A 25330-nucleotide genomic window follows, 5' to 3' on the forward strand; every position below is an offset into this window, starting at 1 on the left:
GTCTCAGTGCTCGGCCAACAGCGAGCCGAAGCCTTCGATGCGATCTTCGACGCCGTTCGCCCGCAACGCCGACCAATAGGTCGCGACGTTGATGGCTATCACCGGAATGCCGAGCCAGCGTTCGCCTTCGCCCGTGAGGTCGGCCATCGCCAGGTCCGTGCCGGCCTGCACGATCGCGTCGACGCCCCTGTCCGCGAGCGTCTTCAGACCGTCGCGGAGGTCCGCCGTCGTGGCGTGGCTGATCAGCACCTCGCTCGGCCGCTTCAGGCTGTGCACGGCGCCGACCGTCCAGCCGTTCTCCTCGAAGAAGCCCGCAACCTGCCGGTCGCCGACCGGCTGATAGGGCGTGAGAATGCCGATGCTGCGCACCGTCGGAAATTTCCGCAGCGCCTCGGCACAGGCGAGCGAGCCGAGCGACACTGCGACGCCGGCACGTTTTTCGAGCCGCGTCTGCAGATCCTTAGCGCCGGCCAAGCCGCCCCAGAAGGTCGGGATCGACATCGCCATGATCAGATGCGCCGGCTTGCACGACATCACGCGGTCGACCGCGCCATAGAGGTCCGGGCCGATCGCCGTCATGATCTGTTCGAATTCGGAGTTGTTGGTCAGCGGCAGATCGGGAATGTGGATGCGGCCGATGTGGTTGGTCACCCCGCGCGGCCGCATGTCGTCGGTTTCCGGCTGCACCGTGGTGTTGGTCGAGGGGATCACGATGCCGAGCTTGAGGCGGTGGCCGAGTCGGTCGGTCATTCTGCATTACCTCTCCGGCCTGCATTGGCACGCGGCTTGCTGACCTGTCTGTGAAACGCCATGATATCGGGCCCGGAGCCAAGACGTCCATGCCGACGATGCAAGCATGGTGCCGCCCATGACCGGCTGGTTTCCCAAACCGGCGGGTGCCCCCGAGCGCCGTGTCGCGACCGGTCGCCTGACAATCAATATGGTCGAAATGGGCAGCGGTCCGGCCGTCCTGCTGATCCACGGGCTTGGCTGGGACCACTCGCTGTGGAATCCGACGATCGCTTATTTTGCACCGCGCTACCGCATGATTGCTGCCGACACCCGTGGCCATGGCGCGACCGACAAGCCCGACGGTCCCTACGACATGGAGATGTTCGCGCGAGACTACGCCGCGCTGATCGATGCGCTCGGCTTGAAGCGCCTCTGCGTGATCGGCTTGTCGCAAGGCGGCATGGTGGCGCAGAAGCTCGCGCTGGTGCGGCCCGACCTCGTCTCGGCCCTGGTGCTGGTCTCGACCTCTTGCAAGTCCGATCCATCGCTGCGCGACAACATGGAGGCGCGGATCGCGGCGATGGATACGGCCGGGCCGGAGGCGGCGGCCAAGATCGCGGCGGAAAGCATCTTCTCGCCGGCCTGGCGCGCAGCGAACACCGCGGCGCTGGCGCGCTTCTTCGAATGGCGCGCCGCCATGCCCATGGCGCCACTCAATTCCGCCACGCGCGCCCTCTACGATTTCAACCTGTCCGGCGATCTTCCGAACATTGCCGTGCCGACGTTGGTCATCGCCGGCCAGGAGGATGTGCTGACCAGGCCCAAGGGCATGGAGGAGGTCGCGGCGCTCATCCCCGGCGCGACCTATCGAATGATTCCCGAGACCGGCCACATGATCCCGGTCGAGCAGCCCGAGGCGCTGACTGCGCTTCTCGCCGAGTTTCTGAAGGCGCATGTCCACTGATGACGTTGTCGTGCGTCATGAGTCATGAGTCATGAGTCATGAGTGACGGAAAGACGGCATGCTCGTAGGACTCTAGTCTCACAGATTCAGCGGCAGCAGCTTTCGCTGTGCGGAAGGTCGGCGCAAAGGAGCTGCGCCGTGTCATGGGAGGTGAATGGTTGGTGTCTTCACGTCAACGGTTTGCTAGAGCCGAATGGCAAACGTTCAAGATCGAGCTCTGCCGTCATGATTTTTTGATGCGCGAGGTCGAGCCACGGCTGCAATTTGGCTACGCGCGCCGAAATGGCCGCGAAGTCGTTGCGGAATTCCGGCATCACGGCCTCCACGGCATCGTAGATCGTCGATTCGTCCACTGTCGTCAGTCTGCGATCGCGGACTACGATGTTGCCGTCGACGATCACGTGCCGTAAGCCGCGTCCGGCTTCGACATGCACCAACTGGCGGACCGCGCTGTTCATCGGCGACCAGCTCGGGTCCTGCATGTCGATCAGTGAAATGTCGGCTTTGTAGCCTGGAGCGATACGGCCGAGCTCATGGCCGAGCCGGGCGCCGTCGGCGCCTGCTTCGGTCGCAGCCTTCAGTGCCGCCGTGGTCTGCGGCGGCCCGGGGATCGGATCGCTTACCGCGGCGAGCAGCGCGAACAGTTTCATGGCGACGAACATGTTCTGCGCATCCGAGCAGCTGCAATTATCGCAGCCGAGTCCGATCCGCACTCCCGCATCTTGCAGCATTCGGATCGGCGGAATACCACATTTCATTTTCAGATTGCCCTGCGGATTGAGAACCACACCGGCACCGTGCTGCGCGAGCAGTTCGATCTCGGGCTTGGCCAGCCAGACGCTGTGAGCGAGATTCAGCCTCGGATCGAGCACGCCTTCCTTGGCGAGCCGCTCGATCAGCAATCCGCTGTATTCCGGCACCGAGAGGCGTGCCTGCAGCGCCATGCCGCGCGACTCGTAGATGTGTGAATAGACCGGAATGTCGTAACGACGCGCGAGCTCCATCGTACGCTGCATCAGCGCGGTCGAGCAGCGCTCAGGCGCCGACGGACCGAGCGCCCACGAGACCAGCGGCCGCGGCTTGGCCTTCAGCCGCGTGGTCTCGAAATGGCCGAGCAGATCGAGGTTACGTTCCGGCTCCGCTGCGGTGGACAGGAGCTTATGAAGTTCCGGCGGAAACGTGTCTTTCCAGAACGGGATGGTCTCAAGACCCTTGCGGTCGGCGTATTGCAGCGCGAACACCACGCGCACGCCGACCTTGGCATAGGCGTCCATCACCGCATCCATGTGACGATCTTCGTAAGGATAGAGCGTCAGCATGTCTTGTACGGTGGTCATGCCGGAGCGCAGGCATTCGAGCGCGCCGAGCAGTGTGCGGGCGTAGACCTCCTCGGTCGAACGCGGTGGATATTGCGGAGGCAGCGCATAGAGCCGCCAGCTTTCCAGCGGGACCTCTTCCAGCGTGCCCTTCGCTAGAACGTCGTGCGAATGGTAATGGGCGTTGATGAAGCCCGGCAGCACGAGATGGCCGCGCGCGTCGATCGTCTGGATGCTCGATCCGATCGCGCTTGTGAAGCCCGGCGAAACGGCGGCGATACGGTCGCCGGCGATGGCGACGTCAAGCTGCGGCGGCTTGTGCCAGTCGGAATCCGGCGTGAGCACCTGGCCTCCCTTGAGAAGCAGCGTGGTGCCGGCGGGGAGGGGCTGTTCAGTCATTTTCTGATCTCGTTGCTTTAGCCAGGGTGTCGTCCGGCTTTGAAAGCAATCACCGTGCCCAATTCGCTGGCACGGTGATTGCCTACACGGTGATTGTCGAAGTGTAGACACGTCAAGCCGGGATGCCGACACCATGTCCAACAAGATTGTCATCAAGGATGCTCTGCTCCTCGATCCAGCCGTGGCTGGGCCCGCCCGCCGCGGCGATGTGGTTATCGAAAACGGGGCGATTGCCGCCATAACCGAGCCGAATGCGGCCGATCTGACGAATGCCCGCACGATTGACGGGCGCGAACGCCTTCTGCTGCCTGGGCTCATCAATTCTCACACGCACTCGCCGACCAATGTGCTGAAGGGGACCGGCGACATTCTCAGCCATCCGGCCTTCATGTGGCGCAATCAGGCCGATACCGCGGGCCGCACTCCGGACGAAATTCGCCTCAGCGCATTGTTGGGCTGTATCGAGCACCTGCTCGGCGGCACGACCGCCATCCTCGATCATTTTCCCGAGCAGGGATTCTCCGATGCGGACGTGGACGCCGTGGTGGATGCCTATCGGGTGGCTGGAATCCGGGCGCTGGTTGCGCTTCGCATCTTCGATGAGCCTTATACCGACATCGAGCCGCCCGGCGGCTATCCGGAGGGCTTTTCCATCGAGAATCCGTTGGTTCCTCCGTCCCTTGATGAAAGCATCGCGCTGGTCGAAACCGCCATCGCGCGGCATCACAAGATCGCTGACGGCCGCATCGAGATCTGTCCAGCGCCATCCAATCCGATGCGCTGCAGCGATGAACTGCTGTCATTGGTCGTGGACTTGGCCAAGCGCCACGACACCGCGATCCACATGCATCTTCTTGAAACCGCGGTCCAGGCGAAGATCGCGCGCGACAAATATGGACGTTCCATGGTGGCGCAGCTCGACAGGTTGGGTGTGCTCAATGAGCGGCTGTCCACCGCGCATACCATCTGGCTGGACGACGCTGATATCGAGCTGTTCGCGGAGCGCCGCGCCATGCCGGTGCACAACCCGGAAAGCAACCTTAAGCTCGGCACGGGCCTCTCGCCGGTGGCAAAAATGCTGCGGGCCGGCGTCATAGTTGCGCTTGGAAGCGATGGGGCCAGCACCAACGACAACCTCGACATGCACGAAGTGATGCGGCTCGCGTTGATGCTGCAGCGGCCGGGCGAGCTGGACCGCCGTCGCTGGCCGACGGCTTCGCAAGGGCTTGCGATGGCGACGGTTTCCGGCGGAAAGGTGCTGCGCCGCCCGGGGTTGGGAACACTTGCGGTGGGCGCGCCGGCCGATCTCGTGTTGCACGATCTCACAGCGCCGTCGTGGGTTCCGCTGAACGATCCGTTGGCGCAGATCGTGTTCGGCGCCTCCGGCGCGACCGTCGATACCGTCATCGTGGACGGCCGCGTCGTTGTCGAGAACGGCAAGATCACGGCTTTCGACATGCAGCCGGTCCTGGACGAGGTGCGCGACCTGGTCCGCCGTCAGCGTGCCCGCAATAGTGGCTTGCAAGGTTGGGCGGCGCGGATGGAAGAGCTTGTACCGTGATCAGAATTTCGAAATTTTCGCTCTTTGCACAAATCTGGGCGGGTTGCACAAATTTTGGCCTGAGCAGGCCCAGCGCCGCCATGCCACTGTCTGTCGCGAAGAGGAAGAGAGAGACTTGGCCGCATGGATGAGTCCCGCACATTCGCCCAGGCGGTTCAGGCGCGGCTCGCAACCGATATCCTCAACGGCAAGCTCCGGCCCGGTAGCCGGTTGCGGCTGCAGTTGCTTTGTGACGAGTACCAAGTGAGCATGAGTCCGTTGCGTGAGGCGCTCGCGGGGCTCGCGGGCCGCGGCCTCGTCGCGCAGGAAGGCCAGAAGGGATTTCGCGTGGCACCTGCTTCGGCGGAGGACTTGCGCGACGTGACCGAGACGCGCGTGCGGCTCGAGACAACAGCGCTGCGGATGTCCATCGAGCAGGGCGGCGACGCGTGGGAGGCCGATGTTCTTTCGGCTCATCATAGGCTTAGCCGTAGCCCGCGACGGGAATCGCTGCTCGTTGACGAGCACTGGGAGGCGCTGCATCGCGGCTATCATACCTCGCTGATTTCGGCATGCGGCCTGCCTCGCCTGATCGGCTTCTGCACCATGCTGCACGATCATTTCGATCGCTATAGGCGGCTTGCGGTGCTGCGGGGCGGCCGGCATCCCGCTCTCAAGTCCAGCCACGGCGCGATCGTGAAGGCTGCGCTCTCGAAAGATGTTCCGCGCGCCGAGCGTCTGCTTGCCGCCCACGTCCGTGAAAGCACTGCGCAATTTGTCGCACTGCTCGATAAGGAGGGATTGGCAGAATTGTCGGCACCTGCTGACTGAGATGGCACATCGCTTGCTAACCGTTGCCTGAACACTGTTTCAGTGACGGAGAACGTGATGCCATTTGAATTCGATCCCTCCCGCCGCCGCCTGCTCAAGACCGGTGCGTCCGGTGCTGCGCTCGCCGCGCTGACTTCGCTGCCTGGAATTGGCATCGCTCATGCGCAGGCAGTTAAGCCGCTCTCCTTCCAGCTCTCATGGATCAAGAGCATCCAATACGGTGGGTATTTCGCTGGCATCGAGAATGGCAGCTTCAAGAAATACGGCGTCGAGCCGACCTTCGTTTCGGGCGGGCCGAACATGGACCCGGTCGCCAACGTTGCGAGCGGCCAGTCGCAGATTGGTGACCGCCCGATCGGATCGATCATCGTGGCGAAGGAGAAGGGCATTCCGGTCAAGGTGATCGGCAACGTGTTCCAGAAAAGCCCCTATAGCGTGCTGAGCCTCGCGAAGACGCCGATCAAGACGCCGAAGGACCTCAAGGGCAAGACTGTTGCGGTGTCGACCTCTGGCAAGCCGCTGCTTCTCAACCTGATCATCGATGCCGGGCTGAAGCCGGACGACGTCAACATCGTGCCGTCTGCGCCCGATCCGGCCGCGCTGGTGAGCGGGCAGATCGACGGCTACTGCGGCTATGTGACCAACCAGGGCGTCATGCTCAAGACGCGCGGCGTCGACATTTACGCTATGAACGCCCAGGAGTTCGGCCTGCCGGAGACCACCGGAACGATCTACGGGCGCGAGGACTTCCTCGTCGCCAACAAGGACCTCGTCGTCGCGTTTCTCAAGGGCGCCGTCGAGGCGTGGCGGTGGTCGCTCGCCAATCCCGAGCCCACGACCAAGCTCATGGTCGAGAAGTACGGCGCGCCAGGCCTCAACTATCAGGCGCAACTCACCGAGATCGTCGAGAGCAAGCCTTACATCGAAGCCGGGGCCGGGTCGGCCAAGGGCATGCTCGCGCTCGATATGCCGCTCTACCAGGACATCATTGATGTCTATCGCAAGGTCGGAATGGTCAAGACCGCCATGACTGCGAAGGAGCTTTGCGATCCGAGCTACATCGAAGCTGCACTCGCCGGCCTGAAGTCCTGATCGCGAACGGCGCCGGGCCAAGTAGCAGAACATGTCGCGAGATATCAGCATCGATCAGGTCTCCATGGTCTTTTACGGCCGTGGCGAACCGGTCATCGCGCTCGACAAAGTGGACATGCATGTTTCGGCGGGTCAGTTCGCCGCGATCATCGGTCCGAGCGGGTGCGGCAAGTCAACTTTGCTGCGGCTGGTCGCCGACGTGATGCGGCCCTTCGCGGGCACAATCACGCTCGGCGGCGAAAGCCCCGCGGCGGCGCGACACGCGCATTCGCTGGGTTTCGTATTCCAGGCGCCGACCCTGCTGCCGTGGCGGTCGGTGACGCAGAACATCGAGTTGCCGCTCGACGTGGTCGGGCGCAGGAGCGCCAAGCGCTCGGCCCGCACCACCGCCGAGTTGATCGAACTCGTGGGCCTGCGCGGGTTCGAGCAGGCGCTGCCGCACACGCTGTCCGGCGGTATGCAGCAGCGCGTGGCGATCGCGCGGGCGCTGATGCTGACGCCTGATATCCTGCTGCTCGACGAGCCGTTCGGCGCACTCGACGAGATCACCCGGCAGCGGATGAATCTGGAGCTGCTTCGCATCTGGTCGGAATCCGGCACCTCGGCTTTGCTCGTGACCCACTCCATCGCTGAAGCGGTGTTCATGTCGGATCGTGTCTACGTCATGAGCGCGCGGCCCGGCCGGATCAGCGCGGTGATCGACATCCCGTTGGAACGTCCGCGCAAGCTTGAGATGATGCGCACGCCGGCGTTCTTCGAATGCGTCAACCGCGTGCGCGACGGCCTGTTTGGCCATGAGATGGCGCAGGGCGCTGAATCCGGTCAGCCGGTCGAGGCCTATTGATGGCTGCTCCTGCCACGCCATCGGCGCTTCAGGGGGCACTTCAATCTGCTTGGCGTCCGCTTTTGACCGCAGTCGCCCTGATCGGGCTGGCCGAAGCTGCGAAGCGCGGTCATCTGCTTCCGGTGTTCGTTCCGGCACCCTCCGAAGTCTTCATGGAGGTCTGGAACATCCCGCGGCTCGTCACCGAGAATCTCGGGCCGACCGCGTGGAAGGCATTCGTCGGCTATTGTATTGCGGCGGCCGTTGCGATCGCGGCAGGTTCGGTCGCGGTGTCGGTGCGTGTGTTCTATGGCTCGATCTACAATTTCGGCGTGGTCATCCACAGCATCCCGATCATTGCGACTGCGCCGCTGCTGGCGCTGTGGCTCGGCACCGGTCCCCAGGTACAGATCGCGATCGCTGCGCTGGCAAGCCAATTCCCGATGCTGGTCGGAACCATCCAGGGCCTCCAGGCCGCGGACTCGCGCCAGCGCGAGATGATGCATGTTCTGGCCGCGTCGAGATTGCAGACACTGCGCTATCTCTTGATCCCCAGCGCGCTGCCGTATCTGTTCGCGGGGGTCAAGATCGCGGCGCCGTCGGCAGTGCTCGGCGCGATCACCGCCGAATGGGCGGGGGCGGAGCGCGGCGTCGGCGCGATGATGCTGTATGCGTTGTTCTCCTACGACACCCCCAAGGTCTGGCTGTCAGTGGTGCTGACCTGCCTGCTCGCGGGCGGAGGATTTGGCATTTGGGCATTGATCGAGCGCTTCTCAATCTATTGGCAGCGCGATGTCGAGATTGTGGACTGATGCCATGACAGCGGATGCCGGCCATCTTGCGGTCAAGCGCGTCACCCAGGTCATGCTTGGCGCGGCTTTCGTGTTTGCGATCTGGCATATAACGGTGCGCGGCCTGGGTATCCCGAAATACTTGGTGCCGGTGCCGCTCGATGTTGCCGCCGCTCTTCAGGAGCATTGGCGCAAGATCGCGATGCAGGCCTGGTTCACGCTCTCGGCCGCAGCCTGCGGCCTGACGGTCAGCATGGTGCTGGCGACGAGCCTGGCGATGGCCTTCACGATGAGCCGGAAATTCGAGCAGACCACGCTGCCGGTGATCCTCGTGTTTCGCTCCACGCCGATCGCGGCCGTGGCGCCGATCATGATGCTGATTTTCGGCCGCGGCATGAGCACCAGCATGGCGGTGGTCGGCGTCGTTTCGTTCTTTCCCATGCTGGTGAACATGATGCGTGGGCTTCAAACTGCCGACCGCAACGCCGCCGAGCTTCTTTATGTTTATGGCGCGTCACGCTGGCAGCAGCTCCGGATGGTGAGGATTCCTTACGCGCTGCCGTATCTCTTCACGGGCCTGCGTGTGGCTGGATCGAGCGCCATCCTTGGGGCGATGCTTTCGGAGTGGATCACCGGCAGCAAGGGGCTCGGCAACCTCATTCTGGAGGCTGGCGAGCTTCGTGAGACCGAGCTTCTTTGGGCCGCGGTTCTGATCTCGGTCGCGGTCGCCCTCACCGTGTTTTGGTCCACGTCGGCAGCCGAAAAGCGGCTGCTGCGCTGGACCCAGCGTTGAGGCCTCCGCATGCGCATTCTCTGCGAAGCCGACGTCGAACGCCTGATCGAGCCCGCGGCCGCGGTCGCGGCCATGCGTGACGCCTACCGTCGTCACGCGGTGGGCGCGATGCCCGCGCCCGGGCGCCTCGACCTCGGGCGCAGTACGCCGAAGGGCAGCGTTCTGCTACTCGCGGGGCACAGCGACGGCGCGTCGTTCGCCATGAAGGCGAATATGCACGTCTATCCCGATCCGGGATCGCGGCAGCGGCTTGCCGCAAGCATGATGCTGCTCTGGGACGCGGTGCGGTGCGTGCCTGAGGCCATGATCGCGACCACGCGGTTCAACAACCATAGGACCGCAGCCGGGCTTGCTGCTGCTGTCGATGCGCTGGCGCCTGCGCGGGTGCGGAAGCTTGCGCTGTTCGGAGCGGGAAAGATTGCACCGGCTGCCATCCGCTATCTTTTGTCAGTCCGAGGCTTCAAAGCGATTGACATTGTCGGCAAGGGCTCGGCGCGCGCCTCGGCGCTCGCCGATGCGCTCCGGCAGCAGTCGAGTTTTTCCGGCGTTGATATCCGAGCGTCACTTGATGCGGAGGCTTGCGCCGCAGATGCTGATGTAATTGTCACGCTGACCACGTCGGACACGCCGGTGTTTCCCGGCCGGGTGGTGCGGAATGGCGCCCTTGTCGTCTTGGCCGGTGCCAACCGGCCAAGCGCGCGCGAGGCCGACGACGACCTCATCAGTCGCGCGATGGTGTTTGTTGATCACCGCGAGAGCTGTGTCCAGCGCGCCGGCGATCTTTGCATTCCGTTGCAATCGGGAGTGCTCTCGCCGGATCGCATCGCTGGCGAGATCGGCAGTCTGCTTCAGCCGGCTACTCCGGCGCGCTTGGATGCAAACGCGGTCACGGTATTCAAGTCGATGGGTGTGATCGGGCAGGATATTGCGCTCGCTGAGCTGGTCGTTTCACGCGCGGAGGAATCCGGCGTCGGCATCGAGTTCGATCCCGTTACAGGGCACTGCGAGATGCTTCAGGCAATCCAATCGTCCGGCTCGACGGATGCCGTCATGGCAGGTGCAAAATGACGCTGACGCTGCTTTACGATGCGATGATCCTCACGCTCGATCCTGCCAATCCGCAGATCGAGCAAGGTTATGTTCTGGTCCGCGATAACCGCATCGATGCGGTTGCGGCGGGCGGGTACCGTGGAACGGAGCTGCCGGACCAGCGTATCGATTGCAGCAACAAGCTGATCGCGCCCGGCTTGATCAATTCGCACACTCACTCCCAGTCCAGCACGATGGCGGGCTTCGGCGATCGCCTGAACCACCCCTCGTTCATGTGGCTCACGCAGGCACACACCTCGCGCCGGACGCCCGACGAGATCCGCTTGAGCGTGCTGCTCACGGCTTATGGCCTGCTCAGCTGCGGCACCACCGGGGCTATCGACCATTTTCCGGGCCAGCGCTTCACGCTCGACGACATGGACGCCGTGCTGTCCGCATGGAGCGAGACCGGCATGCGGATCGCGCTGGGCATGCGGTTCTTCGACGGGCCGTTCAGCGACATCTTCCCGTCGGTGCCGTTGCCGGACGATCTTAAGTCGCGGATGAGCTCAGTGGAGATTCTCAAGCCGCAGCCGACCGAGGAACTGTCCGCCCTAATGGAGGCGACCATCAAGGCGTGGCACGGCAAGCCGAGGCTGTCGGTCTATCCGGCGCCATCCAACCCCGAGCGCTGTACCGACCGTGCGCTCGAGATTTGCGCCGAGCTGGCGCAGCGCTACGACACCGGCATTCATACCCACCTGCTGGAAACCAGGAAGCAGGCGGAACTGGCGCAAGCGAGGCTTGGCAAGACCGTCGTCGCCCATCTCGACGCGTTGGGTGTTCTGTCCGACCGCTGGTCCTGCGCGCACAGCATCTGGCTCGCCGATGACGACATCGGCATCATGGCGTCGCGCGGTATGACCGCCGTGCTCAACCCCGAAAGCAACGACCGTCTCGGGACCGGCCTGGCACGAGCGCCCGAAATGCTCCGGCGCGGGGTGCGGCTTGCAATCGGCACCGACGGCTCGAGCGCCAACGACAATCTCGTATTACATGAGACCATGCGTGCGGTCGCGATGGCCCACCGTTCGCGCGAGCCCGATCGTTCGCGCTGGATCACGACAGGCGATGTGCTGCACATGGCCACGGCCGGAGGGGCAGGAGCGCTGCGCAACGACAAGCTTGGGCGGATCGCGCCGGGATTCGCTGCCGATCTCGCGGTGTACGGGCTTGACGCCCCGTGGTGGGTGCCGGTCAATGACGTCGTCAACCAGATGGTGTTTGCCGAAACTGGCGCCAGCGTCGAGACCGTGATGGTCGATGGGCGCATCCTCGTCCAGAATCGCAAGATTCTGAGCTTCGACGTTGACGGGTTGTTGCGGGAGGTGCGGGCGATGACCAAGAGCCTCCGCAAGCGCAACGACGATCTGTTCCGGGTCGCAAACGAACTAACCGAGCTCGTGCCGTGACCGCGGCGCTGAAGCAGGTCGATCTTGTTATTTCCGGCGGCCTGCTGGTTGATCCGGAACGCATCGTGCGCAATTCCATTGCGGTGAACAACGGCAGGATCGCCGCGATCGGTCCCGCGGACGAAATGCCGCCAGCGAAGGAAAGTCTCGACGCAAGCGGTCTCTACGTTCTGCCGGGTGCCATCGACGTCCATGTGCACTTCCGCGAGCCAGGCTTTTCCCACAAGGAGACCTGGACCACCGCAACACAGGCAGCGGCGGTGGGCGGCGTGACCACGGTGTTCGACATGCCGAACACCAATCCGCCGACGTCGACGCCCGAAGCCGTGGCGCAGAAAATCGAAATCGCGCAGCGGCAAGCCATCGTCGATTTCGGCGTCTACGGCAACATCGGCGAGCATAACACCGACCAGCTTCGCGCCATGGCTGAGGCCGGCGCGGTTTCATTCAAACTCTACATGGGCAGCGAGAATCCGCTGGTGCCGTGCCCGCCCGACGGCGCGATCCTCGACGCGTTCGAGGTGCTCGCCGATCTCGGCATCCGCTGCACCGTGCATGCCGAGAGCACGCCGATCCTCACTTGGCGCGGCGAGCGGCTATTGAAATCCGGTCGCACCGATGCGGCGGCGCATTTGGAGCAGCACAGCGACATCGCCACGGTGGAGGGCGTGAGCCGCACCGGCATCTTTGCGGAATGGACCGGCTGCAAGGTCCATATCGCCCATGAAAGTACGCGCCATTCGCTGCCGCACATCCGTTTCGCCAAGGAACGCGGCGTCGACATGACGGTTGAGACCTGCCCGCACTATTTGTTGCTATCGACAGACGACGGCGCGCGGCTCGGGCCGAACTTCCTGCGGGTGAAACCGCCGGTGCGCGAGTCTGGTCACCGCGAGCCGCTTTGGCAGGCGCTGCTCGATGGCACGATCGATATCCTCTCGACCGACCATGCACCGCATCTACAAGCCGAAAAGAAGCGGCCGTCGATCTGGGATTGCGCGCCAGGTTTTCCAGGTGTGGAAACTTCGATGATGCTGATGCTGGCCGAGGTGTCACGCGGTCGGCTCACGCTGCCTCAATATGTCCGCATGGCAAGTGCTGCGCCGGCCAAGGCGTTCGGACTCTATCCTCGCAAGGGAGCCCTGAGCGTCGACTCCGATGCGGACATTGTGTTGGTCGATATGAAGCGGCAGGGATTTATCCGCGCCGAAGCGCTGCATTCGATCGGCAATGCAACCCCATTCGAAAACTTCCCGATCCTTGGGGCGCCAGTCCGGACATTGGTTCGCGGGCGCACGGTTGCGCTTGATGGAAAACCGGTCGGCCACCCGGGATGGGGACGCAACGTCGTAGCCGCCGGTTGAATTCGGGTCGACGCCGAGCGCGACCGACATCGACGGCAAACTCGTCGGGGTGGGCGACCTCGAGGCGCAGTGCCAGCAGGTTTACGCCAATATCGAAGCCGCGCTCCAGTCGGTTGGCGCCCGCGACGATGCGCAGGAACGTTGTCTTGCCGCAGCCCGACGGGCCGACGATCGAAACAAACTCGCTCTGCCCCACATCGACGGAGATGTCGTTGAGAACCTTCAGGTCGTTGAACGTCTTGCTGCAGACCGAATTGCTCCGGGTTTGGGAAGAGGGTCGTAAAATCGTTCGCTGCGAGCCGTTCGCCGTCCGGCAAGGAGACGATTGCAAAGTTCTGCGATCATTGAGTTTGTGCCGGACTGTCAGGATTATTGTCGCTTCGACGACACCATCGCGCTGGTCGAGAAAGAGATCGCTGAGATGAACGACCGCGTCGCTCGCCACGGCCGCGCACTCGGCTACGGGATCAGCGGCCATGTCATCTGCTGCGAGACGCGGGGGGAGGCCGAGGCTCGCGCGAACTCTTTCGAGGATACGGTAAGCTCGCGCGTTATAACAAAAGCGCCACGGCGGCCTTGGGCGCCTGTCTGGTTGGCACGCCCGACATGATCATCGAGCGCATCCACCGCTATGAGGATGCGGGCGTTCAACTCATGCTTCTTCACTTCAGCCCGATGATCGAGGGCTTCGAACGCTTCGTCGAAAAGGTACTGCCCTTCGTGAATCATATCCCGCTCAAGGCTAGCTCGACGATCGATTAGCGAACCTCCCGCGAAGCGGTCTGCTTGCTGTGTTCTGCAGCGCCCGCGGCATTTCGCGTTCTTCAAAATAATGGGGCAGCTCGAAACATCGGCCGTGAAACCCCGCCGACGTGACTGCGGACTGGCACAAATCTTGATTGCCAGTCGCATCTGGCAAGACGGAGAAAAGCCATGCTGCGACGTCGCGATTTGTTGGCCAGTGCAATTGGGGTATGCCTTGCGCCAACGCTCTCTCGTGCGCAAGACGACTGGCCACAAAGGCCGATTTCTCTGGTCGTCCCATTCAGCGCGGGCGGATCAGCCGATCTCGTGGCGCGCATGTTTGCCCAGTACTTTCAGGCCAAGTATGGCGTGTCGGTGGTGATCGACAACAAAGGTGGAGCGGGTGGGAGCATCGGGTCGGGCTTCGTCGCGAAGGCGGCGCCGGACGGGTATACACTCGGGCTCGGTACTGTCAGTACGCATGCGATCAACCCAGCCCTTTATGCCAAGCTGCCGTTTGACGTCGAAACAGATTTTGAGCCGATTTCACCACTAGTCCGGCTGCCAAATCTGCTCGTGGTCAACAACAAGGTCCCGGTCAAGACCGTGTCCGAATTGGTGGCTTATCTGAAAGCCAACGATGGCAAATTGAACTATGGGTCGGGGGGCAATGGGACCTCGGGGCATCTCTCCACCGTGATGTTCATGAAGGCCCTCGGCGTCACGATGACTCATATCCCGTATCGCGGAACGTCAGAGGAAGCGACGGCGTTGATCAATGGGACGATCGACCTCGCGATTGACAGCATGACCACGATCTGGCCGTTCGCTTCGGCCGGTCAAATTCGTCCGCTTGCTGTGACCACACCTGCGCGTGTGGCGGCAGCACCGGACCTGCCCACAATTGGAGAGACTGTCAGCGGTTTCGAGGCTGTCGGATGGCAAGGCTTGTTCGCGCCCGCCCGAACACCGCGCCCGATCGTGGAGACGCTGGCTGCGGAAGTGAAGCGAATCTTCCTGCAGCCCGACTTGGTTGCTGCCTTGCAGAAGGTGGGCGGCGAGCCGATGCCGATGTCACCAGGAGAGTTCGCTCGCTTTGCCCAGTCCGAAAGGGTCAAATGGGGCTCTGTGGTAAGGGAGGCAGGCATTCGGATCGAATGATGGTCGTGCTTCAAGCTCTCCATGCGATGCCTTCGAACATCGCTTGCGCAGTTCGTAAACAATCTGTCTCAAGTCGACGAACGTCGCAGAGCAGCTGATTCTGAAATCTTGTCTTTTGAAGCCGGGGCGACAAAACCGGCGTGACACTTGCTGTGGGAGGAATGCCCGTGCCTAAGAAGATCCATCTGGCCTTCGATATCTCGTACACCCATCTTGACGGCCGCTGGCGGATGCCAGGGTCATGGACGGGCAGCACTTACCCCAATCTCGACGTTTACGAAGAGATCGCGCGGATTTCTGAGCGCGGCTGCATCGACATGCTATTTTTTGGTGACGGCACAGGTATTCCGCACACGTGGGCCGGGTCGCGCGACGAAGCTGTCCGTTGGGGCATCGGCTGGCCACGCCATGACATGAGTCCGGTGATTACCGCGATGTCGCGGGTGACCAAGCACGTTGGGTTTGGGCTGACTTACGCCTCGACTTTCATGCATCCGTTCTATGTCGCCCGGTTGTTCAACTCACTCGACCACGTCACCAACGGCCGTATCGCCTTCAACGTCATCGCCTCGAGTCGCGGCGCCGACGCGGCCAACTACGGGTTCGACGAGTTGATGGAACACGGTCTGCGGTACGAGCGTATGGAAGAATTCATCAAGGTCTGCCGCATGCTGTGGGACAGCGTGGCGCCGGACGCCTTCGTCTGGGATCGCGAAAGCGGAGTGGTGGTGGACGATCCGAGCAAGGTGCACGCGATCGACCACGTCGGGAAATTCTTCAAGGTGCGCGGACCGCTCAATTGTATGCCGTCACCGCAGCGCCATCCTGTCCTGATTCAGGCTGGCAGTTCGCCACGAGGCATCAAGGCGTCGGCTTATATCTCCGATGCGATCTTCGCGCGTTGGCCGCCAAAGGCCGAGAAAGCCAAGCACCGCGCGCTGCTGGATCAGGAGTTGGCGGCCATCGGCCGCGATGCCTCCAAGATCGGTGTGCTCTGGGGCTGCGGCTTGATCGTGGCCGAAACCAAACACGAGGCCGAAGCGCGCCGCGAGCAGCTGTTGAAGATGATTCCAAAGGAGGCCGTTGGACCTTATCTTTCGCACAATTCGGGCTATGACTTCTCCAAATTGCCGGCGCGCTTCAAGCTGACCGACCTCAATAAAGAGATTGCCGCGGCCAACGCCTCACCGGTTGGTTTCGTTTACAAGCTGGCCAACGCGCTTGGCGGCGATCCGGAGGTCACGCGCGAGGATTTTTTCGAGTATGGCTTGCGTACCGCGACCAACTACGACCGGACTTTCGCCGATACGGCGCCAAAGCTCGCCGATATGTTGGAAGATGAGTTTGAAGCTGGCGGCAGCCGCGGCGGCTTCATGGTGGTGCATCCGCAGGCCGTGCCGCGCGATCTGTTGAATGTCGTCGATCTTCTGGTTCCGGAGCTGCAGCGGCGTGGCCGTTTCCGCAAGGAATATCAGGGAAAGACGCTCCGGGAAAATCTCTACGAAGATTGACGCCCTTCGTGTCGGATGTTGGCCGAAAGCCTGGGGCTGATTCCCTGCGGCTAGGCCGCTAAGTTTTCCATTGCGTCGTGCCTTCGTATGCACGGTGGAAGCGGCCACGGCGCTGCAGCTCCGGAACCAGAAGATCGACGACGCTGAGCAAATCGCCCGGCGTCGTGACAGAGGGGCCCGTGGCGTTCCCGATTGCTCAAAATTCAACGTTGAAGCGCGATGTCGCCTTTTTCGACCGCTCGTTTGAACATGGCGATCTCGATGGCGTTGTCCTCGCCAAAGGCTTTTGATCCTTTGAAAAGCATGTCGTTTCCGAGCGTGTGCATCTTATCCACCATCGGCGGCTCTCTCATGATGGAAAGGATCTCGGTTTCCAGACGGGCCACGATCTCCGGAGGAGTGCCCGCCGGGGCGAAGAAGCCGTACCAAGTCGGAAACCCATCCATATCGAGGCCAGTCGCCTCCCGAACGGTTGGGATGTCCCGGAGAATCGACGATCGTTCTGCGGAGACCACGGCGAGCCCGCGCACCTTGCCTTCCTGGATTTGCGTAACGAACGCCGGGACGGCCGCAGCTCCGGCAGGGATCTGATTGCCGAGCATGTCGCTGAGGATGAAGGTGGCTCCTCGATAGGGAGCCGTGGCGATGTTCGAGCCGGAAAGGCCGTTCAGGATGGCAAGTTCGACCTGCGGCGCGGAGCCGATGCCCGGCACGCCGACCAGAACTTTGTTTGCCGGATCGCGACCGGCCTGCACCAGATCCTTCAACGTACGAAAAGGCGATGCAGCCGGCACGCTGATGACGGTCGGCGCCACCGCAACCTTTGCGATCGGAACGAGATCTCGAACGGGGTCGTAATTGACCTTGGACAGGAACGGAATGAACGTGATCGACGGGCCGGCCGTGATCAGGATGGTGTGACCATCCGAAGGAGCGTGAGCGACAAACGCGGTGCCGATGGTCCCGGTCGCCCCGGGCTTGCTGTCGACGATGACCGGCTTGACCCATCGCGAGGACAATTCAGCGGCGACGAGACGGGCGACGATGTCGACTCCGCCCGCCGGCGGGACGTTGGAAACGATGGTAACGGTGCGCAGCGGATAAGTCTGCGCCCGAGCAGCGCCGGCGAAGCAGCCTAGCATCAAGGCGATCGAGAGACTCAAGACGCGTGTGGTTTGCATCGTCATTGTGCGAGATCGTCAGCTCGACCACCAGACCGAATGGCTGTTGGGGGCAATCATCAAGGGGATGTGATAGCTAGCGCTCGGATCCGGCATCGAAAACCGGATCACGACCTCTTTCACAATCTGCCGGGCCGGCTGAGGGAGTGACTGGCTCGCGAAATATTGGCCGGTCTGGAAGACCAGCTCATATTGCGCTTCGGCATCTTCGTTCGCGATCTCCACGGTCTCGGCGAGACGCCCACCGGCGTCGGTTGCTCGCTCGAACACGACAGTTCGAACTCCGGACGGCCCGATGCGCAGCAGCGCAATCCCCACGCCGCCGGCATGGGTGCCGAGCACCGAGTTGAGAAGGTGGGTGGTGATGGTCGCCATGGTCTACTCGATGGATGCTTTTTCACGCCTGTTCGATACCGCGGCTACGACCGGGCTGATGGCGCCCTTGGCCCTGACGTTGACGCACGCCGTCTTGCCGCTGGCGAACGCGCGCTGCAGCGCGCCCGCGAGCTGCTCGCGCCGTTCGACCAGCTCGCCGTGACCGCCCAATCCCTCGAACAGCGTGTGGAACGGAATGTCACGAAGATCGGTGGCGAAGCGCTTGCCGTTGGCGAACAGACGCTCTTGCTGCTGGCCGATGCTGTCGAGCCCGCCGTTGTTGTCGATCACCACCACGATCGGCAGTTTCTCCTGGAACGCAGCCTCGATCGAAAGCCCGCCACAAAGGAAAGCGCCGTCGCCGCTGATGAGAACCACTTTCGATTTGGGATTCTGTTTCTTGGCGGCGAGCGCGAGCGGAACGCCGACGCCGAGCAGGCTGAAGGCCGCCGGATGCATGATGCCGGCGAGCTTCTGCCCTTTCCATCCGGCAATGTTGACCGCGATCTCCGACCAGAAGTGCGTGTCGCCGCCATCGAACACGAGGTAGTCGTTCTCACCCATCATCGACTGGACATCGAGCGAGAGCTGCATGGGATGAATATGTTCGCCGGTCTTGACCGCCGCCTCGGTTTCGCGCGTGAGATCGGCAAGCGTCTTCTCCGCCCACTCGCCGCGCCAGGCCCGATTGGCGTCAAACCATTTGCGCCCCAGCCGCCATTGGCCCTTGGCCTTGAGGTCCATGAGGGCGTCCAAAAACGCACCAGGGTCGCTCAGCAGAAGGTGGTCGGCAGGCCGGTTGAGGTCGAGCTCTTCATGGGAACCGTTGACGCAGATGAGGCGGGTGGATCGGGGAAAGAACGGCGGATTACCGAAGTTCAACTGATTGTCCAGCCGGCCACCGACCATGATTGCGACGTCGCATTCCTCCAACGCTCGCTTTGATGGCGGATATTGATGGATATCGGCGAGCCCCATGTAGGCTTCGCGCTCTTCGCCGAGCAGCTTCTGATGATACGGGATGTTGAAGATCGGAATGCCCAGCGTGCGGCCTGCAGCCTCGAGCTTCAGGTCGCTGCCGGACCACCACACACCGTGTCCCCCGATCAGGATCGGCCGTTGTGCCTTGGCGATCAAATCGAGAATCGGCGCGAGCGCCTCGGGATCCGGCCAGGCGCGAGGAACCGGCCCTGGCGTGCGGATGAACGGACGCTCGTCCTGTCCCGCATCCTCGTCGAACGAGGAGAACATGATGTCGACCGGCAGGCTGATGTGGACGGGACCCGGATAGCCGCTGGTCGCGATCTTGTAGGCACGATCGACGATCTCGGGGATGCGCGTCCCGTCGGTGATGCCGATGCTGGCCTTGGTGAGCGGCGCCGCGATCGACACGTCGTCGACCTCCTTGTAACCGCCCGAGCCGCGCCGCTTCAGCGTGCTGGAGCCGGTGACGAAGATCACCGGCGAACGCTCGCCCCAGGCCTCCATCATGGCCGCCACCGCGTTGGCGAAGCCTTCCGGCCCGACCATGCACACGGTCGGCTTGCGCGTGAGACGCGCATGAGCGTCGGCGAGATGGCCGGCGACCTGCTCGTGCGGGCAGTTCACAACGCGCATCTGGCATTCCATGAAGCCCTCGAGCGCCGGATTGCAAAAGCCGCCGGCCAACGTGAAGACGTGCTCGATGCCCTTTTCCTTGAACGCTCGGGCGAGCAGATGGCCGCCGCGAATTCTTCTCTTGGCGGTCGTGGCAGTCACGGCAGTCATGGCACTCATCGCAGTCATGGTCGTGCTCCTCACTGGGGTGCGATTCCGGCTGTCTTGACGATCTGCGCCTGCTTCTCGATGTCGGCTTTGACGAACGCGTCGAAGTCCTTGAGTTGCATGAAGCGCATGATCACAGCGGACTTCAGGAATTTTTCCTTGAGATCGGCCTCCTCGGTTGCCGCGTGAAGGGCGGCCGCGAGCCTGTTGAGAATGGCCGCCGAGGTGCGCGACGGCGCGAAGAAGCCGAACCAGGTGCTGTATTCGTAGCCGGGGATCGCAGCCTCGCTCACGCTCGGCGCCTTGATCGGCTCGGTCATGCCTTGGCGCGATGTGACCGCCAGTGCCAACAGATCCCCGGACTGGATTTGACCCAGCAGGAATCCCGGCGGGGCGAATGTCGCGTGGGTGCGCCCCGCGATCATGTCCGCGATGATCGAGCCGGTGTTGCGATAGGGCAAATGCACCAGATTGATGTCGGCCTGGCTGGAGAAGTACGCGGCAGCGAGATGCGTTTGACTGCCGGTGCCGGCCGACGCGTAGACAAAAGCTTCCGGCTGTGACCTGGCGGCGTGGATGAACTCCTTCAGTGTCTTGACGCCCATCTTTGGCGACACGATCACCGCAGACGGCGACTCTGCAACCATGGCAATTCCGGCAAGGTCGGCGAGCGGGTCGTAGCCGAGCGACTTGTAGACGGCTGGCGCGATTGCATATTGCGAGTTGGTAAAGAGCAGCGTGTAGCCGTCCGGATCGGCGGTCGCCACGGACTTGACACCGAGCGCTCCACCCGCGCCGGGCTTGTTCTCGATGAGGACCGGCTTGCCGAGCTGCGTCGAAAGCTTGTCGGCGAATGTGCGCGCCACGAAGTCCGTCAGCACGCCCGCGGGAAACGGCACGACGAGCTTGACGGGACGAGATGGATATTGATCCGGCTCGGGCTGTGCGCATGCTGGCGCGGTGCCAGCGACCGCGAGCATGGCCGCAACGAGCGCCACGGCTCTCATCATTTTTGTTTCCTTTCGATGCGCGCGCAATTCAACTCGTGGCGTGTGACCACGAATTTGTCAGGCTGGAATCTCGCCCTTCATCGTGATTCGGTTGAGCACGCGATCGGCGTTGCCATAGTCGTGAACCGCGTAGTGCATCGTGCAGCGGTTGTCCCACATCACAACGTCGCCCACGCGCCACATATGGCGATAGAGATTGTCGGGCTGCGTGGAGTGTGCGTAGAGGAAATCAAGCAACGGCCGGCTCTCTTCCCTCGTCATGCCCTCGATCTGCTGCGCGGTTTCAGGGTGACCGACGTAGAGCGCCTTGCGGCCTGTCTCGGGATGGGTCCTGACGAGAGGATGGGTGGCGGTCGGCAGCTCCTTGTCGTCGTTGCCCGTCATGCGAGCCAGGCGCAACCCGACAAACTTGACACGCAGGCCCTGGATCATGCGCTGCATGGTCGGCGAGAGGCGATCATAGGCTTCATACTGGTTGCACCACATGGTGTCGCCGCCGCGCGGGACTGTCACGGCTGCCAGGATCGAGATCTTGGGGGGCACCGGCGTATAGCAGGAATCGTAGTGCCACGCCTCGGTTGAGGCCGTCTCCTTCGGGATCTTCGTGATCTTGATGATCTCGGGCGTGACGAACAGATCCTTCAGCAGAGGGTTGCCCTGCTGGGCCGGCTCCCCCCACAACTTGCCGAAGGCTGTCTGTGCTTGCGGGCCGATCCCCTGATCGCGGAAGACGAGCACGCAATGGTCCAGGAAAGCCTTGTGGAGCTGTTCGAAGATTCCCGTGTTGACAGGCTTGTTGAGGTCGACGCCTTCCACGGCCGCGCCGATCGTTCCGGTCAACGGTGTGACATTCAGGCTCATGACTTCCTCCTCTGCGACGGGTTTCAGTCGACGGTGATGACGATCTTTCCGAAGTGCTGATCACGCTCCATCTCGGCGTGCGCCTCGGCGAGCTGTTCCAGCGGCCACGTCCGTTCGATCGGCCAGCGCAGCTTGCCTGCTGCCAGCGGCTCCAACAGGTCGCGCGCGCAGGCTTCGATGCAGGCGAGACGTTCTTCCTCGCTGCGGGTGCGGAATGTGACGCCGATCAGCTTGAGGCGTTTCAGCCACAACTGCGTGATGTCGAACTGCGCCGTGCTGGACCCAAGCCGGCCGATATTGACCAATCGTCCCTTGACGGCGAGGCTCGCAAGATTGGCCTCGAAGACCGTTCCGCCGACGCAGTCGATGATGACGTCCACCCCTTTGTGGGACGTCGCGTCCATGACGGCGTCGACTTGTGACTGGCGGGTGGTGTCAATCGCGAGATTGGCGCCATACGGCGAAAGCTTCTCGATCTTGGAAGCTGACCGGGTCGTGGCGATGATCGGCTTGGCGCCGAGCAGCGAGGCGATCTGGATGGCCGCAAGCCCGATGCCGCTCGACGCAGCATTGACGAGAATCGCCTCTCCGGCGCGCAACTGACCGTTTGTCGCGACGGCATCGTGCGCCGTGATGAAGACGTTGGGGAACGAGGCCGCCTCGATCCAAGAGAGAGAAGGGGGCACGCGCATCAAGGCGCGCGCGTCGGCCAACGCATACTGTGCCTGCCCGCCGCGACCATGTCCCATGACGCGGTCGCCCTTCTGCCAAGCGGTGACGCCTTCGCCGACAGCCGCAACCTCGCCGGCAAACTCGACGCCGATCGGCGATGGGCTGCCCGTTCGCGAAGCCTTGGCCTGGCCGATCTCGCCGCGGTTGAGGCCGGAAGCTCGGACTCTGACGAGCACCTGACCGGCCGACGGCTCCAGATCGGGCACGCTCCGAACCTCGACGTGACCGCCGTTGTCTCCGGGAATGATGAGCGCTGCACGCATGCGTTTCCTGCCGTCCGCGACTTCGTTTGTCGCCACATGCGTGGCGCCGAGGTCTTTTTATGGTTGGCAGCATACGCGTGGGCTGGTGTCGTCGTCAATAGTCCTATATAGGAGTTATTGGAAAAAAATGCAATTTTGTGCTGTGTTTTGTAATATAATTCATACTCCTACATAGATCACGTTGCGTGGAGACGATTTCGTGTTTGCCGGGACCGTGCTTGGAGGTCAGACGCATGAATGACGGTCATTCTCGGAGTGCAACGAACAACGGGGCATCGAGAAGCACAGAGCCCGTTGAGCCGGGGCGGCAGTTCGGTTCCGGAGTTCTCGAACGATATCTGGCCGCTCACATCGAGGAACTTCGCGGTCCGCTGCAGATCGAGCAAATGGAAGGCGGACAGTCCAATCCGACTTACCGTCTCACGACGTCTGATGGCCACCGTTTCGTGCTGCGCCGTAAGCCGCTGGGCTTGCTCCTGCCTTCAGCGCATGCGGTCGATCGCGAGTTTGCGGTGACGCGCGCTCTTTACGCGACGGGCTTTCCGGTCGCGCGCCCGCGCCTGCTCTGTGAAGACGAGAGCGTGATTGGCAGCTCATTCTTCGTCAGCGACTATGTGGAAGGTCGCGTGTTCTGGGAGCAGTCTTTGCCAGAACTCGGCAAGGATCGGCGAGCCGCCATCTGGCATGAGATGTGCCGAATCATCGCCGCTCTTCACAAGACGGACTACCGCGCGGCTGGCCTCGAGACATTCGGCAAACCCAGCAACTACTGCGAGCGCCAGATCGCGCGGTGGTCGAAGCAATACCGTGCGTCGGAGACCGAGCGCATCCCGGCGATGGACCATCTCGTCGACTGGCTGCCGCGGAACGTCCCGCCGCAGGGCGCCGACAGCATTGTTCATGGCGACTTTCGTCTCGACAACATGATCTTCCATCCGACCGAGCCGAAAATACTCGCAGTGCTCGACTGGGAGCTGTCCACGCTCGGAGATCCGCTCGCGGATTTTGCCTACCATTGTCTGAGCTGGCATGTGCCGCCCGTCCACTTCCGCGGCATTGCAGACCTCGATCTCGAGGCGCTCGGATTGCCGACTGAACAAGACCATGTGGCGCGTTACTGCCAGTTGACCGGCAGGGACGGAATCGATCCAGCGCACTGGGATTTCTACATCGCCTACAACCTGTTTCGGATCGCAGCGATCCTGCAGGGGATCATGAAGCGCGTGGTCGATGGCACCGCGGCCTCCAGGCAGGCGCTCGACGCAGGTCGGCGCGCGAAACCCATGGCCGAGCTCGGCTGGGAATACGTGGAGCGCATGACACGGAGGCGGGCATGAACTTCGGATATGGCGACGACATTAAGGCGCTGCGGGCCAAACTGCAGATGTTCATGGTGGACCACATCTACCCCAATGAGAGGGCGTGGTACGCCCACAGCGTGAGCGAGCGGCGCTGGCAGCCGGTGCCGATCATCGAGGAATTGAAGCTCAAGGCACGGGCCGCCGGCCTGTGGAATTTGTGGCAGCCGAAGTCGCACGGCGGCACGCTGTCCAACGCCGAGTACGCGCCGCTCTGCGAAATCATGGGACGGGTGCATTGGGCGCCGGAAGTGTTCAATTGCTCCGCTCCCGACACCGGCAACATGGAAACACTGTTGCTTTACGGCACGCCGCAACAAATCCAGACGTGGTGCGAGCCGCTGCTCGAGGGCAAGATCCGCTCGGCCTTCCTCATGACCGAGCCCGATGTGGCTTCGTCGGACGCGACCAATATTCAGACCAGCATCGTCAGAGACGGCAACGACTATGTCATCAACGGCCGCAAGTGGTGGTCGAGCGGGGCGGGCGATCCGCGCTGCAAGGTCTTTATCGTGATGGGCAAGACGGACCCCGACAACGCCTCGCGTCACCAGCAGCAATCGATGGTTCTCGTGCCGGCCGATACGCCCGGCGTGAAGGTGCTGCGTCATTTGCCCGTGTTCGGCTTCGACGACGCCCCGCACGGGCATATGGAGATCGCACTGGAAAATGTGCGCGTTCCTGCCTCGAACATGCTGCTGGGGGAGGGGCGCGGGTTCGAGATCGCACAGGGGCGCCTGGGCCCCGGCCGCATTCACCACTGCATGCGCCTGATCGGCCAGGCCGAGATGGCGCTCGAGAAGATGTGCAAACGAGCAGCGAGCCGTGTCGCGTTCGGCCGCCCCGTTGCCGATCAGGGGGTGACGCGCGAGCGGATCGCAGAGGCGCGCATCATGATCGACTCGGCGCGTCTGTTGACGCTCGACGCGGCGTGGAAAATGGACACTGTGGGAAACAAGGCGGCCCGCAAGGAGATCGCCATGATCAAGGTGCTGGCGCCCAACGTCGCCCTGAAGGTCATCGACTGGGCGATTCAGGCGCACGGAGCCGGTGGCGTGTCGGACGACTTCGGCCTTGCCCACGCTTATGCCATGGCACGCACGTTGCGGTTTGCCGATGGCCCCGATGAGGTGCATCGCGACCAGATCGCAAGGCTGGAGCTTGGCGAGCAGCTAGCGGCGGTCGGCAATTCTGTTAAAGCAACCGGTTGAAGCATGGCGGCGA

The 25330-nt window shown here is 62.7% G+C and carries 23 protein-coding genes and 1 pseudogene; 14 read left to right on the forward strand and 10 right to left on the reverse strand.

Features of this window, described 5'->3' with window-relative positions; all coding sequences use genetic code 11:
- Positions 1-3 precede the first annotated feature (3 nt).
- Complete coding sequence (locus RHPLAN_RS14410; RefSeq protein WP_068019050.1) at positions 4-750, reverse strand: maleate cis-trans isomerase family protein; 747 nt, start codon at positions 748-750, stop codon at positions 4-6.
- Positions 751-856: 106 nt separating this feature from the next.
- On the opposite strand from RHPLAN_RS14410, the gene RHPLAN_RS14415 reads away from it, so the two are divergent.
- Positions 857-1696: an alpha/beta fold hydrolase gene (locus tag RHPLAN_RS14415; protein WP_068019053.1), complete on the forward strand. Its 840-nt coding sequence runs from the start codon at positions 857-859 to the stop codon at positions 1694-1696.
- Between the two features lie 167 nt (positions 1697-1863).
- Here RHPLAN_RS14415 and RHPLAN_RS14420 read toward each other — a convergent pair whose 3' ends face one another.
- Positions 1864-3411 carry an amidohydrolase family protein gene (locus RHPLAN_RS14420; protein WP_068019058.1) on the reverse strand — a complete coding sequence of 516 codons (1548 nt, stop codon included), beginning with the start codon at positions 3409-3411 and terminating at the stop codon, positions 1864-1866.
- Positions 3412-3544: 133 nt separating this feature from the next.
- Here RHPLAN_RS14420 and RHPLAN_RS14425 point away from each other — a divergent pair, with 133 nt between their 5' ends.
- From RHPLAN_RS14425 to RHPLAN_RS40520, 9 genes are all read left to right on the forward strand, one after another.
- On the forward strand, positions 3545-4972 hold the full coding sequence (locus RHPLAN_RS14425) for an amidohydrolase family protein (RefSeq protein WP_068019063.1): 1428 nt from the start codon (positions 3545-3547) through the stop codon (positions 4970-4972).
- A 123-nt stretch (positions 4973-5095) separates the two neighbouring features.
- Complete coding sequence (locus tag RHPLAN_RS14430) at positions 5096-5782, forward strand: GntR family transcriptional regulator (RefSeq protein ID WP_068019065.1); 687 nt, start codon at positions 5096-5098, stop codon at positions 5780-5782.
- 57 nt (positions 5783-5839) lie between these two features.
- Positions 5840-6874 (forward strand): ABC transporter substrate-binding protein, encoded by a 1035-nt coding sequence (locus RHPLAN_RS14435; protein WP_157100779.1) that lies wholly within the window; start codon positions 5840-5842, stop codon positions 6872-6874.
- Positions 6875-6905: 31 nt separating this feature from the next.
- Positions 6906-7718 carry an ABC transporter ATP-binding protein gene (locus tag RHPLAN_RS14440; RefSeq protein WP_068019071.1) on the forward strand — a complete coding sequence of 271 codons (813 nt, stop codon included), beginning with the start codon at positions 6906-6908 and terminating at the stop codon, positions 7716-7718.
- Positions 7719-7780: 62 nt separating this feature from the next.
- The gene (locus RHPLAN_RS14445) at positions 7781-8509 is read left to right on the forward strand and encodes an ABC transporter permease (protein ID WP_068019075.1); all 729 of its coding nucleotides are present in this window, start codon (positions 7781-7783) and stop codon (positions 8507-8509) included.
- 4 nt (positions 8510-8513) lie between these two features.
- Positions 8514-9281, forward strand: a complete 768-nt coding sequence (locus RHPLAN_RS14450) for an ABC transporter permease (RefSeq protein WP_068019079.1) — start codon at positions 8514-8516, stop codon at positions 9279-9281.
- Positions 9282-9290: 9 nt separating this feature from the next.
- Positions 9291-10349 carry an ornithine cyclodeaminase family protein gene (locus RHPLAN_RS14455; RefSeq protein ID WP_068019084.1) on the forward strand — a complete coding sequence of 353 codons (1059 nt, stop codon included), beginning with the start codon at positions 9291-9293 and terminating at the stop codon, positions 10347-10349.
- Positions 10346-11782, forward strand: a complete 1437-nt coding sequence (locus tag RHPLAN_RS14460; protein ID WP_068019087.1) for an amidohydrolase family protein — start codon at positions 10346-10348, stop codon at positions 11780-11782. The genes RHPLAN_RS14455 and RHPLAN_RS14460 overlap by 4 nt, the downstream gene beginning before the upstream one ends.
- Positions 11779-13146, forward strand: a complete 1368-nt coding sequence (locus RHPLAN_RS40520; RefSeq protein WP_084244892.1) for a dihydroorotase — start codon at positions 11779-11781, stop codon at positions 13144-13146. Before RHPLAN_RS14460 ends, RHPLAN_RS40520 begins: the two co-directional genes overlap by 4 nt.
- A gap of 112 nt (positions 13147-13258) precedes the next feature.
- Here the strand turns inward: RHPLAN_RS40520 and RHPLAN_RS40525 are convergent.
- Positions 13259-13624, reverse strand: a pseudogene (locus tag RHPLAN_RS40525) (ATP-binding cassette domain-containing protein); the annotation flags it as partial.
- Positions 13606-13875, reverse strand: a complete 270-nt coding sequence (locus tag RHPLAN_RS39345; RefSeq protein WP_157100262.1) for a hypothetical protein — start codon at positions 13873-13875, stop codon at positions 13606-13608. The pseudogene RHPLAN_RS40525 and the gene RHPLAN_RS39345, both read right to left, overlap by 19 nt.
- A gap of 204 nt (positions 13876-14079) precedes the next feature.
- On the opposite strand from RHPLAN_RS39345, the gene RHPLAN_RS14480 reads away from it, so the two are divergent.
- Positions 14080-15051, forward strand: a complete 972-nt coding sequence (locus RHPLAN_RS14480; protein ID WP_068019097.1) for a Bug family tripartite tricarboxylate transporter substrate binding protein — start codon at positions 14080-14082, stop codon at positions 15049-15051.
- 167 nt (positions 15052-15218) lie between these two features.
- Positions 15219-16562 (forward strand): NtaA/DmoA family FMN-dependent monooxygenase, encoded by a 1344-nt coding sequence (locus tag RHPLAN_RS14485; RefSeq protein WP_198164921.1) that lies wholly within the window; start codon positions 15219-15221, stop codon positions 16560-16562.
- Positions 16563-16765: 203 nt separating this feature from the next.
- Here the strand turns inward: RHPLAN_RS14485 and RHPLAN_RS14490 are convergent, their stop codons facing one another.
- The 6 genes from RHPLAN_RS14490 to RHPLAN_RS14515 are packed head-to-tail and all read right to left on the reverse strand — an operon-like array spanning position 16766 to position 22748.
- Complete coding sequence (locus RHPLAN_RS14490) at positions 16766-17749, reverse strand: Bug family tripartite tricarboxylate transporter substrate binding protein (protein WP_068019103.1); 984 nt, start codon at positions 17747-17749, stop codon at positions 16766-16768.
- A gap of 12 nt (positions 17750-17761) precedes the next feature.
- Positions 17762-18118, reverse strand: coding sequence for a hydroxyisourate hydrolase (locus RHPLAN_RS14495; RefSeq protein WP_068019105.1), 357 nt, complete (start codon positions 18116-18118; stop codon positions 17762-17764).
- A gap of 3 nt (positions 18119-18121) precedes the next feature.
- Positions 18122-19903, reverse strand: coding sequence for a thiamine pyrophosphate-binding protein (locus tag RHPLAN_RS14500; protein WP_237180140.1), 1782 nt, complete (start codon positions 19901-19903; stop codon positions 18122-18124).
- A gap of 11 nt (positions 19904-19914) precedes the next feature.
- The gene (locus RHPLAN_RS14505) at positions 19915-20892 is read right to left on the reverse strand and encodes a Bug family tripartite tricarboxylate transporter substrate binding protein (RefSeq protein ID WP_068019108.1); all 978 of its coding nucleotides are present in this window, start codon (positions 20890-20892) and stop codon (positions 19915-19917) included.
- 57 nt (positions 20893-20949) lie between these two features.
- Positions 20950-21753 (reverse strand): TauD/TfdA dioxygenase family protein, encoded by an 804-nt coding sequence (locus tag RHPLAN_RS14510; RefSeq protein ID WP_068019111.1) that lies wholly within the window; start codon positions 21751-21753, stop codon positions 20950-20952.
- 23 nt (positions 21754-21776) lie between these two features.
- Positions 21777-22748: a zinc-binding dehydrogenase gene (locus RHPLAN_RS14515; RefSeq protein WP_068019114.1), complete on the reverse strand. Its 972-nt coding sequence runs from the start codon at positions 22746-22748 to the stop codon at positions 21777-21779.
- Between the two features lie 233 nt (positions 22749-22981).
- Here RHPLAN_RS14515 and RHPLAN_RS14520 point away from each other — a divergent pair, with 233 nt between their 5' ends.
- Together RHPLAN_RS14520 and RHPLAN_RS14525 are read left to right on the forward strand one after the other, a co-directional pair.
- Positions 22982-24085, forward strand: coding sequence for a phosphotransferase family protein (locus RHPLAN_RS14520; RefSeq protein WP_068019117.1), 1104 nt, complete (start codon positions 22982-22984; stop codon positions 24083-24085).
- The gene (locus RHPLAN_RS14525; RefSeq protein ID WP_068019119.1) at positions 24082-25317 is read left to right on the forward strand and encodes an acyl-CoA dehydrogenase family protein; all 1236 of its coding nucleotides are present in this window, start codon (positions 24082-24084) and stop codon (positions 25315-25317) included. Before RHPLAN_RS14520 ends, RHPLAN_RS14525 begins: the two co-directional genes overlap by 4 nt.
- The last annotated feature ends 13 nt before the right edge of the window (positions 25318-25330 follow it).

Source organism: Rhodoplanes sp. Z2-YC6860 (assembly GCF_001579845.1).
In the GTDB taxonomy this organism is placed as follows: domain Bacteria; phylum Pseudomonadota; class Alphaproteobacteria; order Rhizobiales; family Xanthobacteraceae; genus Z2-YC6860.

Excerpts from the sequence above, each read along its gene's own strand:
- RHPLAN_RS14410 (WP_068019050.1), bottom strand. The coding sequence starts at position 750 with ATGACCGACCGACTCGGCCACCGCCTCAAGCTCGGCATCGTGATCCCC.
- RHPLAN_RS14415 (WP_068019053.1), top strand. The coding sequence starts at position 857 with ATGGTGCCGCCCATGACCGGCTGGTTTCCCAAACCGGCGGGTGCCCCC.
- RHPLAN_RS14420 (WP_068019058.1), bottom strand. The coding sequence starts at position 3,411 with ATGACTGAACAGCCCCTCCCCGCCGGCACCACGCTGCTTCTCAAGGGA.
- RHPLAN_RS14425 (WP_068019063.1), top strand. The coding sequence starts at position 3,545 with ATGTCCAACAAGATTGTCATCAAGGATGCTCTGCTCCTCGATCCAGCC.
- RHPLAN_RS14430 (WP_068019065.1), top strand. The coding sequence starts at position 5,096 with ATGGATGAGTCCCGCACATTCGCCCAGGCGGTTCAGGCGCGGCTCGCA.
- RHPLAN_RS14435 (WP_157100779.1), top strand. The coding sequence starts at position 5,840 with ATGCCATTTGAATTCGATCCCTCCCGCCGCCGCCTGCTCAAGACCGGT.
- RHPLAN_RS14440 (WP_068019071.1), top strand. The coding sequence starts at position 6,906 with ATGTCGCGAGATATCAGCATCGATCAGGTCTCCATGGTCTTTTACGGC.
- RHPLAN_RS14450 (WP_068019079.1), top strand. The coding sequence starts at position 8,514 with ATGACAGCGGATGCCGGCCATCTTGCGGTCAAGCGCGTCACCCAGGTC.
- RHPLAN_RS14455 (WP_068019084.1), top strand. The coding sequence starts at position 9,291 with ATGCGCATTCTCTGCGAAGCCGACGTCGAACGCCTGATCGAGCCCGCG.
- RHPLAN_RS14460 (WP_068019087.1), top strand. The coding sequence starts at position 10,346 with ATGACGCTGACGCTGCTTTACGATGCGATGATCCTCACGCTCGATCCT.
- RHPLAN_RS39345 (WP_157100262.1), bottom strand. The coding sequence starts at position 13,875 with ATGATTCACGAAGGGCAGTACCTTTTCGACGAAGCGTTCGAAGCCCTC.
- RHPLAN_RS14480 (WP_068019097.1), top strand. The coding sequence starts at position 14,080 with ATGCTGCGACGTCGCGATTTGTTGGCCAGTGCAATTGGGGTATGCCTT.
- RHPLAN_RS14490 (WP_068019103.1), bottom strand. The coding sequence starts at position 17,749 with ATGACGATGCAAACCACACGCGTCTTGAGTCTCTCGATCGCCTTGATG.
- RHPLAN_RS14495 (WP_068019105.1), bottom strand. The coding sequence starts at position 18,118 with ATGGCGACCATCACCACCCACCTTCTCAACTCGGTGCTCGGCACCCAT.
- RHPLAN_RS14500 (WP_237180140.1), bottom strand. The coding sequence starts at position 19,903 with ATGACTGCGATGAGTGCCATGACTGCCGTGACTGCCACGACCGCCAAG.
- RHPLAN_RS14505 (WP_068019108.1), bottom strand. The coding sequence starts at position 20,892 with ATGATGAGAGCCGTGGCGCTCGTTGCGGCCATGCTCGCGGTCGCTGGC.
- RHPLAN_RS14510 (WP_068019111.1), bottom strand. The coding sequence starts at position 21,753 with ATGAGCCTGAATGTCACACCGTTGACCGGAACGATCGGCGCGGCCGTG.
- RHPLAN_RS14515 (WP_068019114.1), bottom strand. The coding sequence starts at position 22,748 with ATGCGTGCAGCGCTCATCATTCCCGGAGACAACGGCGGTCACGTCGAG.
- RHPLAN_RS14520 (WP_068019117.1), top strand. The coding sequence starts at position 22,982 with ATGAATGACGGTCATTCTCGGAGTGCAACGAACAACGGGGCATCGAGA.
- RHPLAN_RS14525 (WP_068019119.1), top strand. The coding sequence starts at position 24,082 with ATGAACTTCGGATATGGCGACGACATTAAGGCGCTGCGGGCCAAACTG.